This is a genomic window from Centipeda noxia ATCC 43541 (genome assembly GCF_000160555.1).
GTDB lineage: Bacteria > Bacillota > Negativicutes > Selenomonadales > Selenomonadaceae > Centipeda > Centipeda noxia.
Window position 1 is genome coordinate 617,619 of record NZ_GG749280.1, and the last position, 11,948, is coordinate 629,566.

The following is an 11,948-nucleotide window of genomic DNA, read 5'->3' on the forward strand; positions in this document are numbered from 1 at the left end:
CTCTCTCCTTACGATTCTTTGTAGGAGATGGTGTCCTTGAACTCCTCGATCGCCTTCGTGAGATCTGCCTCGAGCGGATCATCCAGCTTCTGCATCTCCGTGATCGCCGCGGCAATCTCCGGATGCGAGGTGCGCATGAACTTCAGGAAGTCCGTATGGAACAAGACGACCTTGTCCACGGGGATATCCGCCAGATGTCCGCGCACCGCCGTGAAGATGACGAGCACCTGCTCGGCAACGGAAAGCGGGCTGTACTGCGCCTGTTTCAGCGTCTCGACCATGCGCGCGCCGCGGTCAAGCTGCGCCTTCGTCGCCTTGTCGAGATCCGAGCCGAACTGGGCAAACGCCGCGAGCTCGCGGTACTGCGCGAGATCGAGACGCATCGTGCCTGCGACCTGCTTCATCGCCTTGATCTGTGCGGAGCCGCCGACACGGGAGACCGAGAGGCCGACGTTGATCGCCGGGCGGATGCCCGAGTAGAATGCGTCGGTATCCAGCATGATCTGGCCGTCTGTGATCGAGATGACGTTCGTCGGGATGTACGCCGAGAGGTCGCCCGCGAGGGTCTCGATGATCGGCAGCGCCGTAATGGAGCCTGCGCCGAGCGCATCGGAGAGTTTTGCCGCACGCTCGAGGAGGCGGGAGTGTAAGTAGAACACGTCGCCGGGGTATGCCTCGCGTCCGGGCGGACGGCGCAGCAGCAGCGACATCGCGCGGTAGGCTGCCGCGTGCTTGGAGAGGTCGTCGTAGACGCACAGCGCATGACCGCCCTTATACATGAAGTACTCTGCCATCGCAACGCCCGCATACGGTGCGAGGTACTGGAGCGGCGCAGAGTCTGCTGCCGTTGCGGCAACAACGATCGTGTACGCCATCGCACCGCCGTCCTCGAGCGTCTTGACGACGCGCGCGACCGTCGATGCCTTCTGACCGATCGCGACATAGACGCAGATACAGTTCTGGCCCTTCTGGTTCAGAATCGTATCGACGGCGATGGCCGTCTTTCCCGTGCCGCGGTCGCCGATGATCAGCTCGCGCTGCCCGCGCCCGATCGGAACGAGGGCGTCGATTGCCTTCAGGCCGGTCTGAAGCGGCTCATGAACGCTCTTGCGGTCGGCAATGCCGGGCGCCGGCGACTCGACCGGACGGAACTCCGTCGTGTCGATGGGCCCCTTGCCGTCGATGGGGCGGCCAAGCGCATCCACGACGCGGCCGATCATCGCCTCGCCCACAGGGACCTGCATGATGCGGCCCGTACGCTTGACGGTATCGCCTTCCTTGATCTCGGTGTCGCCGCCGAGAAGCACGGCGCCGACGCTCTCCTGCTCGAGGTTCAGAACGAGTCCGTAGACATCATTTCCGAAGTCCAGCAGCTCGCCGGCCATCGCCTTCTCCAGCCCATAGATATGGGCAATGCCGTCGCCGACCTCAAGAACCGTGCCGACATCGTTGACGTTCAGATCAACGTCGTAGTTCTTGATTCGTTCCTTAATTATGGAAGTAATTTCTTCCGGATTCATTTTCATATTTCGCTGTCACCCCGCTAGTTCGCCATTAGCTGTGCCGTCATTGCCGCAAGACGCCCCTTGACGCTGCCGTCGATACGGCGGTCGCCGATGCGTACCACCACGCCGCCGATGAGCGAGGGGTCGCGATGCTCGCGCAGGGATATCTGCTTGCCCGTGACGCTCTCGAGTTTCTCCCGCAGCTCCTGCAGCTGCGCTGCCGAGAGCTGCTCCACTGTCGTGACGTCCGCCACGGCAATGCCGAGTTTCTCGTTCGAGAGCTCGATAAAGATCTCGTTGATTGCCTCGAACACCTGCATGCGGCGCTTGTCAATCAGCAGCAGGAGGAAGTTCAGCACCATCTCCTGAACGCCGCCCTCAAAGACCTCGCGCAGGAGGCTCTTCTTTTCCTCCGGCTGGATATTCGGGTTGCACAGATACGCCTTCAGCTCCGGGCACTGCGTATAGAGCTGTTGTACCTTCGCGAGATCAGCTCCGTACTCCTTCAGCTTGTCGTCCTCGCAGGCAAGCTCAAAGATCGCCTTGGCGTATTTGCGTCCAAGCTCCATGTTCAGCATGTCGCATCACCAATCTTATCCGCATCGAGCTTTGCGATAAACTCGCCAATGATGGCATCGTTGTCCGCTGCCGTCAGATTCTTCTGGATGATCTTGCCGGCCGCCTCGAGTGCAACGGTGACCACCTCGCCTTTGAGCTGTTCGACCGCATGGGCACGTTCCTGCTCCATCTGCTCCTGCGCCGACTTTTTCATCTGTTCGATCTCAAGCTTTGTCGCCTGAATGCTCGCCGCACGCTCTTCCGATGCGCGTTTTTCCGCGAGATCGACGATCTCCTGCGCCTTCACGCGCGCCTCGGCAAGCTGCGCCTTGTACTCGTCCAGTGTTGCCGCGGCCGCAGCTGCATCCGCGTCCGCCTTTTCGATGCTCTCGGCGATCTTCGCCTTGCGCTCCTCCATCATGCGGACGACCGGCTTATAGGCCACCGCGCGCAGGAGTGCGACGAGAATCAAAAAGTTGATAATCTGGATGGGCAGCGTGCTGTTGAGATCGATAATACCTTGAATGGTTTCGATCAATTCCTATGCCCCCTTTGCAAAATCCGTGCGATTCAAAGAGACTCTTAGTGAATCAGCGGATTTGCGTAGAGCATGAGCAGCGCGACAACAACAGCAATGATGGCAAGAGCCTCGATCAGACCGACCGAGATCAGCGTGTTCGTGAACAGCGTTCCTCTCGCCTCCGGCTGACGCGCCAGGCCCTCGATGAAGCGGCTCGTAACAAGACCGTCGCCGATCGCGGCGCCAACCGCGGCAAGACCTGCCGTAATACCCGCACCAATCAGAGCAGCTGCTACCATAATCGCGTTTTCCATGAAAAAATCCTCCTTAGAAAGTGAACCTCATTCTTTAAAAGCAATGCGGAACGATCCGCACAGAAAGCAATCCGGCCTTAGTGATCCTCTGTCTTAATCGCGCTTCCAATGTATGCCGTGGACAGCATCGTGAAGATAAAGGCCTGCACACCGCCGATGAAGATACTGAACGCGATCCAGATCACCGACGGAACAGTGGAATAGTTCCCGAGCAGGAGCAACAGGATGTGAATCAAAATCTCGCCCGCCAAGATATTGCCAAATAGACGGAACGAGAGCGTGATCGGCTTTGCGAGCTCCTCGACAATGTTGATGATGACGAACGGTGCAAATGGCTGGAAGAAATGCGCTATATAGTGCATTCCCTTCACATACAGTCCAAGAACATGCGTCATCACGATGACCAGCAGTGCCAGTCCCAGTGTGGTGTTCAGATCGTTTGTCGGCGATGCCATCGTCGGGATCAGACCGATCCAATTCGATACGAGGAGAAACAGAAACAAGGACACAATCAGCATGGACAGGAATCCCCGTCCGCGCGCTCCCATGCTCTCCTCCGCCTGTTCGTGCAGCGAGTCAATGATCATTTCCAACATCACTTGCCAGTTGGATGTGGGCACAATTTTTAGATTGCGCACTGCCAACCAGCCGATGAAAAGGACGACAACCATCGAGATCCACGTCATCACAAGCGTTTGCGAATTGAAGGTAAATCCGGCGATCTGCACGGCCTCGCGAACACCAATTTCGTGCATAACCTCTACCTCCCTTGGGGTGAATCCCCAGTGTGCTGCTTATCGGAACGCATCTCGCGGACAATCAGCTGCGTCATCATCACCGCGTGCAGCAGGAAAAACCCGCCGACCGCCGCGTAGAAATGCTGTGCGCCCATCGTGCTCGCCGCCCAGAGGACCGCGAAGATCAGCGCCAGCATCAACACGAGGCCGAGCTGCACCTGCACGCGCCCTGCCGCAGCAGTGCCGCGCGAGGCGCGCAGGAGACGCTGCGCCAGCTGCCAAAAGTACAGCGCCGCCGCAGCCGCACCCGCCAGCAGCGCCCCGATGCGCGCCAGCTCCCCCATGACGAGGAGCAGCACGCCGCCGAGCAGCGCCGCAGCAGCGAACGACCAGCCGATCTGCCTGAGATACCCCGATAAAAACCTGCTCATATTCCTCCTCCGACCTCCTCCGAGACGTAAGAAAACCGGCCCGGCACATAAAAAAGCACCGAGTCGGACGCCGCAGACGCAGTCATCGTTGAATATCAGTACCCTTAGACCATTCGACAAAAAAATTAAAAATCCTTCCACAAATGTATACATTATACGTGGAGAACTTATTCAAATCTTCCGTCAATAGGACATCGGGTGCAGCGGGGTTCGCTCGCGCGATTTCCGCTGCTGTATTTATTATACGGGGTTTTCTCTCTTTCCGCAACCTTATTTTAATCGGTCCGCTCAATTTATTATTGTATTGGGCCGACGCGTCTGTTAAAATAGGCGGAACGCAGAGAGGGGGAATCGCATGACCATCGAAGGCGCCGTCATCATCGAGAAGGGCGTGACCTTTGCCGTCATCCACGTCGATCCGAGCGTCACGCGCTACACCATCAAATCCACGCAGACAAGAAGAGCGCTCATGCGCTTTTTCCCCGGCATGCCCATCATCCTCATGAGCCTCACGCCGGACGGCCATCCGCAGTACTACGGCCGCAAGGACATCGCTGACTTTCTCCGCAGCGTCCGCCTCGACCAGATCCCGTGGAAAAAATATCATATTGTATAAAACAAAACGCGCAGCTGCTCACGCAGCTGCGCGTTCTTCAATGGCAGTTCTTTTTACTCTGCCGGGATGATGAACGAGAGAGAGCTGAAGATTTTCTTCGTCACGTTCGGGGTATCCGTCGGGAAGCCGACCTCGACACCGATGACGTTGAGTCCGTTGTTTGCAATGCGCACGGAGACGTAGCCGTTCGCGTCCGCCTGCGTCTCTGTCGTGAGATCGCCCAGCACGTCCGCGATCACGGGCGCGTTCGCATAGGGCGCGCCGTCCTTGTAGATGCGCAGCTGGAGCGTATCGCCGCGGCGCAGCGTCAGCGGATTCACCGCCGGCACGATCTGGATGGGAACGTTATAGATCCCCGCTGGCTTTACATTCGGGCTCCAATAGTGCACGTTGTACTTGTACGCATAGGTCACCGATACGAGATTCTCGATGTTCGAGTAGTCGCGGGTCGGGATGACCTTGCCGTCCGTCGTCTTTGCAAAATAACCGTAGTCGAAGAACGTCGCCGTCACGCCGAGATCATCGCCGGGCACGATCGTAATATTCTTCTCGCCGTTCACGCGCTCGACCGTCGTCGGCTGGAAGTTCACATCGTAGGCATCGATGCGCTGCACACACGCCGGATCATACGCATTGTCGAGCGGACCCTCGCCCAGCACGAGCGCCTTCGTGTCGACACGGTTTGCATAGAAGACCCCATGCGCATCCGCAGGAGCCGCATACATGCCGAGTCCCATCGCTGCACCGAGCAGAGCTGCCATAAACTTTTTCTTCATCGGATATCCTCCCATCGAAAACAAAAATTTCAGCGGGATCTCATTCCCCGCCATATGTTTTTTATTATAGTATAAACATTTTCTATTTGCAATCTTATTTCTGAAATTCTCTCATACCTCCTGTTATTCTTCCGCCGGCTCTGCTATAATAAGCGGCATGAGACAGATTGGAGGAACGTATATGAATGCACGCACCCGCACGGCTGTCGCCGCCGCTTTGTTCCTATGCCTTGCGTCTACGGCAAGTGCAAAGACTGGTTATGGCGTAGGGACGGGGCCGGACACATCCGCCGCCAATGACGGGGTCACCATAGAGGAGTATAATTCCCGGGAGGAGGCAGAAGCAGCACTCTGGCGGCATATTGATGCCGAGGCAGAAAATGCCAAAAAAGTCCCCCTTTCGGTCGATGAATGCAGAGCGATTACAAAAGATAATGCATTATATAAAGACCTCCCCCTCGACAAGCTCCCGCCCGTCGACCAGCCCATGACGATGCTGAGCGAAATATTCGGCGGCATGCTTGGGCTGCCGAACCTGCAGCTCGTCGTCACCGAGGGAAGAGAGGCGCGTTCCGAGAGCACCATCCGAACGGGATACCCCATACGTTGGTTTCGCACCGTAGACAGCCGCAATGCCAAACGATACCATTTGTCCAATGGGAAACAGGTCGTCATGTCACTTGCGTTTGAGATCGTTCACAAGAAAGATGCTACGAAATCATTCGCGAATGACTTCAATTTCTTCATCTACGACGCCGACGACCACCCGCTCATGCGGATCAGCGGCGCACAGCTGCCCGATCTCAGCCATGCAAAGTCAACAGCGGAGTCGTTGAACATCATCGCCGCTGCGAACGGCACGCCGCTGACCGAGGGCGACCGCGAATATGCGCTCGCACAGCACATGCTCCAAACGGCGGTGCCGGCAGAAATCCCCGCAGGCAAATAAGGATCTCCTTGCGCGCAATCTCACGAAATACTAACCCCCGTTTCATGATCTTCTATCCTTTCTCTGCGATATTCCATCTAGAAAGATCTCTCATAAAATCACAGACTCAAGGAGGAAGATTTATGCATTTTGCAAAATCCATTGTTGCCGGCGTGCTTGTGCTCGCGCTCGCAGTGTTCTCGCTGCCCGCAGCCGAGGCAGCGACGGACTGGGACGGCGGGCGCATCCGCGCGGAGGGCACGGGCATTGCGCCGCCGAACACCGTCAGCGCTGCACAGGCACGTGCACTCGCACGCCGTGCCGCCATCGCCGACGCCTATCGCCAGCTTGCGGAGCAGATCCGCGGCGTGGACGTTGACGCCTCTACGACGGTGGAGAACATGATGGTCACGAACGACACCGTCCGCACCCACGTCAGCGCAGTCGTCCGCGGCGCGCGCATCGTCGAGGAGAAGGCGCTGCGCGACGGCGCCTACACGGTCACCCTCGAGGTCCCGGTGTTCGGCGTCAGCTCACTTGCAGGCTCCGTCTTTACCCCGAACACGACGCGCGAGCGCTGGGCCAGCCCCGACAGCGTCTACGATCCCTACCGTTCCCGCGACTATGATACGACGGGCTACGGCACCTATGACCGCTGGGACCGCAGCCATGACTGGGGCCGCACAACCCCCGCCGCACCTGCGCGCCGCAGCCCCTCCACCAGCTCTGCCGACAGCGCACCGTCCGGCCGTGCGGTCGGCGGCTACACGGGCGTCATCATCGACTGCCGCGGCATGGGCCTGCGTCCCGTCATGAGCCCGGTCGTAAAGGCGGAAAACGGCCGCCCGATCTACGGCTACAAGAACCTCGACAGCGACAAGGTCGTCGCAAACGGCATGGCGGCCTACGTCCGCAATGAGTCCGACGCAACACGCGCCGGCAGCAATCCGCTGCGCATCCGCGCCATCGGCGTCGACGGCGGCGCCAATCCGGTTCTCTCTGCCGAGGATGCACGCCGCGTCCTCATCGAGAACGGCGCAACCGGCTTCCTCGACGCGACCAACGTCGTCTTCATTCGCTGAGGCGGCATCCTTCCAAAGCATTCCCTTTTACTGATACTCTAACGCAAAAAACCCATGCGCTTTATGACAAATATCATATGCGCATGGGTTTTTGTGCTGCAAAGCGCCCCGCTATTTCTCCGCTTTTCCGTCATGACGGCGCCTCGGCGGGCGCGGATGGTAGAGACTCCAGTTCCAGCGGATCGCAGCGAATCGGATGAGCAGTACGAGAGTGAACGCGAGCCACGAGTCCGCCTCCACGCCGAGCGTAAAGCGCAGCATGCAGAACACGAACGCCCCGGCGAGCGACGCTGCCGCATAGACCTCGGCGTAGAGCACAACGGGCATGCGCTGCGCGAGCACATCGCGGATCATGCCGCCCCCGACCGCCGTCGTCGCCGCAAGCAAAACCGGCAGGACATAGCTGTCATCCCCGCCAAAGCGCACACCCGTCAGCGCCCCCGTAATCGTAAAGGCGGCCAGCCCGATCGTATCCGACACATTGAACATCGTCAGAAGGCGCCTGCGGCGCATATGGTGCAGTGCCGTCCGCTGATAGAGCAGAGAAGTCAAGAGTGCCACACCCACCGACAGGAGAAAATTCGTCGTGTTGCGCAGCGCCATCGGCGGCGTAATGCCGACGAGCATATCACGCACCATGCCGCCGCCCACCGCCGTCGCGAGTGCCAGCACCGAGATGCCGAAGATATCCATGCGGCGCGAGATCCCGACCAGTGTTCCCGACACGGCAAAGGCAAGCGTCCCAATGATGTCAAACAGCCGCCAAAGATCCTCCGCAAGCATAGTTTCTTCCTTCCTTAAATCGTATTGACAGCACTTACCGTTGCAATGATTCTGTTCCGATTGGCGCAGATGTTTCGTCCTGCCAAGGAAACAACCCGAATACACAGCGGAACCTATGCGGAGAACTTGTTGACACAGATCGGGAGGAAAAGAGGTCCCATCTGATCGTCAGTCCTGCGCGAACAAATAGAGCACCGTCTCGATCGGCGTCAGTTCCCCCGTCGTCGCCGAGTGCGAACCCGCCGCAACGAGATTGCCCTCCATATCGTAGACCGCGCGCTCCAGCGTCAGCCGATATGTCTCGCGCGTATCACGCACCTTTGCCCCGGCAATCCGATAGGCCACCATCTGCTCCGCTCCGGCCTCGCGTGCCGCCGAAAGGTGGGCATGCAGTCCGCTCAGCAGGCCATTCTCCGACAACCCGCCGCCGCCCGCCGCGAACACGACGGATGCATTGCGCACATGCAGAGCATCGCGCAGAACCGCCTTCATATAGGGCGCATCTTCTGCCAGGGAATCATCGAGCGCCGCCTCGATCGGCGCCACATAGACCGTGCGCCCCTCCGCACGATTCGGCTGCCCCATGAGGAAGAGGAACGCACTGTCGCCTCCATACGCATCATAGAGCTGGCGAATCGCCGCATCCACATAGACCGTCATCGCATGAGGGAACGCTGCAACACTCCGCGCAGGCGTCCACGCGATCCGCTCACCGAACTGACGAAAGCCCAGCGGCGCAGCCAGGAGATTCTTCATCGGATCGCCGCTCATCACCACGCGATACAGCGTAAATTTCCCCTCATAGGTGCGCACAAATGCCGCATTCCCTACCGCAGGCGAACCGAACGTCGTTACAATCAGTTGCTCCGCAGGCACCCCCATATCCGCAAGCCGCGCTGCAGCGAGGATCGCAGCCGCTCCGCCGAGACTGTGCCCTGCGAGATAGAGTTTTGTTCCGGGATGTCCGCGCAGATCTTCCGCAATCGCCTCACCGGCCGTACGGTTCCCATAGGCGGGCAGAGCATCTGTAAACAGCGCTGCTTGGCAGTAGTCCAGAAAACCGCGGTGCACCAGCGGCATATCCTTGCGCTCCGCAGCAGACTCATTCCGCATCTCCAGAAACTCACTCGGACTGCTCCCGCCGAACACCGCCCGCCCGAGGCGCAGATCCGTCCACACATCGCTCCCGCGCTCCGTGCCCGGGAAGGCGATGAAATGAACATCCGTCCCGTCCGATGCCGTCCGCACCATATGGAAGAACCGCCCGACCGTCCCGCCGTGTCCCGGCGTCTCATATCCTTCGATCCGCCAGCCCGCCGCTGCGAGCCGCGCACGCACAAGCTCCGGCAGCTCGCCCGCATACGCAGCCTCCGACGCCGCCGCGCTCACGAAAAGCAAAGACGTGAGATCCGCAGGAGCCGCAATCACATGCAGGGGCGTAAGAAAAATGCAGAGAAACAAGAAAATCCGCCCGATATGCATCACCGCATCTCCTTTTCAAAAATTTTCTCTCTATTATACCCGTTTTCTCTTTGAAAATACAGAGGCAACGACCAGAACTTTTGCGCCTTGCCATACGTGTTCCCTATATCATACCACTTTTCGAGATACACGCTTGGTCCGGGTGTCATGCCTCTGGAAAAGGGCCCCCATAAATCTCTCTCTTGCAGCATAAAAAAACAGCCCATCACGCGGATGAGCTGTCCCCTGTTTCTGACCGTTGATACGACTACATACGGGCGGTAATCGCGGCCGTCAGTCCAAAGATGATTCCCGGGAGGTTCGCGAGAACAAGCGGCCATTCGCGATGCTCTCGGAAAAATCCGTATGCCACCCACATCGTGCAGTTGATGAACGCAACCGACGGCTGGATCCAATCTCCCTGATGACCGGACAAATTTCCAATAATTTGCGGAATATAGGAGACATACATACAGATAGACAAGCCGGAAGCAATCGCCCCGACAATTTTCATCTTATTTTGCATCGCCCCTTTCCCAAGCTGTGCCGCTTCCTTTTCCAGATGTTCGGCCTCCACCTCCGTCTTTTTCAGCAGTTCTGCCATATCATATTTTCCTTTCCAAAAAACAATAAAATCAGCGCGACTGGTGGCTCATTCTAAAGCCCCCGGCAACAAAAGTCAACTTAAAAATTCAACATTCTTTCGGCCGACAAGAGCCCGTCCCGTTGTCCGGTACGCTCTTGATGATCCTTTCAGAAGAACATCGGAACGGCTAAAATACACAAAAACCGCCGTGGTCTCCCACAGCGGCGATTTTCCGAAATGGTGCGGTTGGTGGGACTTGAACCCACACGTCTTGTGAACACTACCCCCTCAAAGTAGCGCGTCTGCCAATTCCGCCACAACCGCATATATTTATGGAAGTCAACAATGGCTGTGCCGTCATTGACTGCGTGATTCCATCGAGCCTGTGCGTCGTTCATACGCCGACATGCCCGCTTCTGTGCTTATGGTGCGGTCGAGAGGACTTGAACCTCCACGATGTTGCCATCACTAGCGCCTGAAGCTAGCGCGTCTGCCATTCCGCCACGACCGCGTGACTCTATAATTGTCGGGCTGCCTGCCCGGGGATAACCGATGGTGCGGTCGGTGGGACTTGAACCCACACGTCTTGTGAACACTACCCCCTCAAAGTAGCGCGTCTGCCAATTCCGCCACGACCGCGTGACAAAGTGTTTGTGAATATGTGGTGCCGAGGACCGGAATCGAACCGGTACGATCTTTCGATCGGGGGATTTTAAGTCCCCTGCGTCTGCCTGTTCCGCCACCCCGGCGCATAGGCAATAATGGAGCGGGTGATGGGAATCGAACCCACGTGACCAGCTTGGAAGGCTGGGGCTCTACCATTGAGCTACACCCGCGTGGAGCTGGCGAGAGGACTTGAACCCCCAACCTGCTGATTACAAGTCAGCTGCTCTACCGATTGAGCTACGCCAGCAGCAGTGCACAAGCGGCGCATGCCGCAGACGCTGTAAACTGAGTGGTGCCTCAGAGCGGAATCGAACCACTGACACGGGGATTTTCAGTCCCCTGCTCTACCAACTGAGCTACCGAGGCATAATAAAATACAAAATGGCGACCCGGATGGGACTTGAACCCACGACCTCCGCCGTGACAGGGCGGCATTCTAACCAACTAAACTACCGGGCCGTTAGGAATCGCTGAATTCACCAGTGCTTCCGTGCGTATGTATGGTGGGCGATGACAGGATCGAACTGCCGACATCTTGCTTGTAAGGCAAGCGCTCTCCCAGCTGAGCTAATCGCCCATAATGGTGACCCACCACGGAATCGAACCGTGAACCTACTGATTAAGAGTCAGTTGCTCTGCCAGTTGAGCTAGTGAGTCATGATAGAAAAGAAAAGTGGTGGCTCACCCGGGACTCGAACCCGGGACCCTCTGATTAAAAGTCAGATGCTCTACCAACTGAGCTAGTGAACCTTTATCAGCGCCACGTAATCCGCTAAAAAAGAGGATAAATTGGCTGGGGTAGTTGGATTCGAACCAACGGATGCGGGAGTCAAAGTCCCGTGCCTTAACCGACTTGGCTATACCCCAACTATCCATTAAACAGCTGCGCTGCTGTAAATGCAAAAATGGCTCCTCGAACTGGACTCGAACCAGTGACATTCTGATTAACAGTCAGACGCTCTACCGACTGAGCTATCGAGGAGTA

At 57.8% G+C, this 11,948-nt stretch carries 13 protein-coding genes and 13 tRNA genes; 3 read left to right on the forward strand and 23 right to left on the reverse strand.

Annotated elements, in window-relative coordinates; all coding sequences use genetic code 11:
- Positions 1–8: 8 nt before the first annotated feature.
- The 6 genes from atpA to HMPREF7545_RS06880 all read right to left on the reverse strand — a co-directional run bounded on the left by atpA (position 9) and on the right by HMPREF7545_RS06880 (position 4,065).
- On the reverse strand, positions 9–1,526 hold the full coding sequence (atpA, locus tag HMPREF7545_RS06855; RefSeq protein ID WP_006694981.1) for a F0F1 ATP synthase subunit alpha: 1,518 nt from the start codon (positions 1,524–1,526) through the stop codon (positions 9–11).
- Positions 1,527–1,543: 17 nt separating this feature from the next.
- Positions 1,544–2,083 (reverse strand): F0F1 ATP synthase subunit delta, encoded by a 540-nt coding sequence (locus tag HMPREF7545_RS06860; RefSeq protein ID WP_006694982.1) that lies wholly within the window; start codon positions 2,081–2,083, stop codon positions 1,544–1,546.
- Positions 2,077–2,601 (reverse strand): F0F1 ATP synthase subunit B, encoded by a 525-nt coding sequence (gene atpF / locus HMPREF7545_RS06865; protein ID WP_006694983.1) that lies wholly within the window; start codon positions 2,599–2,601, stop codon positions 2,077–2,079. Before atpF ends, HMPREF7545_RS06860 begins: the two co-directional genes overlap by 7 nt.
- Before the next feature lie 44 nt (positions 2,602–2,645).
- A complete protein-coding gene (gene atpE / locus HMPREF7545_RS06870; RefSeq protein WP_006694984.1) occupies positions 2,646–2,897 on the reverse strand; it encodes a F0F1 ATP synthase subunit C in 252 nt (83 codons plus the stop codon).
- Positions 2,898–2,974: 77 nt separating this feature from the next.
- Complete coding sequence (atpB, locus tag HMPREF7545_RS06875) at positions 2,975–3,652, reverse strand: F0F1 ATP synthase subunit A (RefSeq protein ID WP_006694985.1); 678 nt, start codon at positions 3,650–3,652, stop codon at positions 2,975–2,977.
- A gap of 5 nt (positions 3,653–3,657) precedes the next feature.
- Entirely contained in the window at positions 3,658–4,065 is a 408-nt protein-coding gene (locus tag HMPREF7545_RS06880; protein WP_006694986.1) for a hypothetical protein, read from the reverse strand.
- A 355-nt stretch (positions 4,066–4,420) separates the two neighbouring features.
- On the opposite strand from HMPREF7545_RS06880, the gene HMPREF7545_RS06885 reads away from it, so the two are divergent.
- Positions 4,421–4,681: a hypothetical protein gene (locus tag HMPREF7545_RS06885; protein ID WP_006694987.1), complete on the forward strand. Its 261-nt coding sequence runs from the start codon at positions 4,421–4,423 to the stop codon at positions 4,679–4,681.
- 53 nt (positions 4,682–4,734) lie between these two features.
- Here the strand turns inward: HMPREF7545_RS06885 and HMPREF7545_RS06890 are convergent, their stop codons facing one another.
- Positions 4,735–5,457 (reverse strand): DUF4198 domain-containing protein, encoded by a 723-nt coding sequence (locus tag HMPREF7545_RS06890; protein WP_006696030.1) that lies wholly within the window; start codon positions 5,455–5,457, stop codon positions 4,735–4,737.
- Positions 5,458–5,638: 181 nt separating this feature from the next.
- Here HMPREF7545_RS06890 and HMPREF7545_RS06895 point away from each other — a divergent pair, with 181 nt between their 5' ends.
- Positions 5,639–6,406 (forward strand): hypothetical protein, encoded by a 768-nt coding sequence (locus HMPREF7545_RS06895; protein ID WP_071585637.1) that lies wholly within the window; start codon positions 5,639–5,641, stop codon positions 6,404–6,406.
- 122 nt (positions 6,407–6,528) lie between these two features.
- The gene (locus HMPREF7545_RS06900) at positions 6,529–7,467 is read left to right on the forward strand and encodes an LPP20 family lipoprotein (protein WP_040571262.1); all 939 of its coding nucleotides are present in this window, start codon (positions 6,529–6,531) and stop codon (positions 7,465–7,467) included.
- Between the two features lie 111 nt (positions 7,468–7,578).
- On the opposite strand, the gene HMPREF7545_RS06905 is transcribed toward HMPREF7545_RS06900, so the two are convergent.
- The 16 genes from HMPREF7545_RS06905 to HMPREF7545_RS06985 form a co-directional block, all read right to left on the reverse strand.
- Positions 7,579–8,250 (reverse strand): trimeric intracellular cation channel family protein, encoded by a 672-nt coding sequence (locus HMPREF7545_RS06905; protein ID WP_006694991.1) that lies wholly within the window; start codon positions 8,248–8,250, stop codon positions 7,579–7,581.
- 168 nt (positions 8,251–8,418) lie between these two features.
- Positions 8,419–9,732, reverse strand: coding sequence for a lipase family protein (locus HMPREF7545_RS06910; RefSeq protein ID WP_006694992.1), 1,314 nt, complete (start codon positions 9,730–9,732; stop codon positions 8,419–8,421).
- Positions 9,733–9,979: 247 nt separating this feature from the next.
- Positions 9,980–10,315 carry a hypothetical protein gene (locus HMPREF7545_RS06920; RefSeq protein ID WP_006694994.1) on the reverse strand — a complete coding sequence of 112 codons (336 nt, stop codon included), beginning with the start codon at positions 10,313–10,315 and terminating at the stop codon, positions 9,980–9,982.
- A gap of 220 nt (positions 10,316–10,535) precedes the next feature.
- Positions 10,536–10,621 (reverse strand) — tRNA-Leu (locus HMPREF7545_RS06925).
- 101 nt (positions 10,622–10,722) lie between these two features.
- A tRNA-Leu gene (locus HMPREF7545_RS06930) sits at positions 10,723–10,808 on the reverse strand.
- 42 nt (positions 10,809–10,850) lie between these two features.
- A tRNA-Leu gene (locus HMPREF7545_RS06935) sits at positions 10,851–10,936 on the reverse strand.
- A 23-nt stretch (positions 10,937–10,959) separates the two neighbouring features.
- A tRNA-Leu gene (locus HMPREF7545_RS06940) sits at positions 10,960–11,046 on the reverse strand.
- A 13-nt stretch (positions 11,047–11,059) separates the two neighbouring features.
- Positions 11,060–11,133 (reverse strand) — tRNA-Gly (locus HMPREF7545_RS06945).
- A gap of 1 nt (position 11,134) precedes the next feature.
- Positions 11,135–11,210, reverse strand: a tRNA-Thr gene (locus tag HMPREF7545_RS06950).
- 43 nt (positions 11,211–11,253) lie between these two features.
- A tRNA-Phe gene (locus HMPREF7545_RS06955) sits at positions 11,254–11,329 on the reverse strand.
- Positions 11,330–11,345: 16 nt separating this feature from the next.
- A tRNA-Asp gene (locus HMPREF7545_RS06960) sits at positions 11,346–11,422 on the reverse strand.
- A gap of 42 nt (positions 11,423–11,464) precedes the next feature.
- A tRNA-Val gene (locus HMPREF7545_RS06965) sits at positions 11,465–11,540 on the reverse strand.
- A gap of 4 nt (positions 11,541–11,544) precedes the next feature.
- A tRNA-Lys gene (locus tag HMPREF7545_RS06970) sits at positions 11,545–11,620 on the reverse strand.
- A gap of 17 nt (positions 11,621–11,637) precedes the next feature.
- A tRNA-Lys gene (locus HMPREF7545_RS06975) sits at positions 11,638–11,713 on the reverse strand.
- 40 nt (positions 11,714–11,753) lie between these two features.
- Positions 11,754–11,830: transfer RNA gene (locus HMPREF7545_RS06980), tRNA-Gln, on the reverse strand.
- A 39-nt stretch (positions 11,831–11,869) separates the two neighbouring features.
- Positions 11,870–11,945 (reverse strand) — tRNA-Asn (locus HMPREF7545_RS06985).
- Positions 11,946–11,948: the final 3 nt, after the last annotated feature.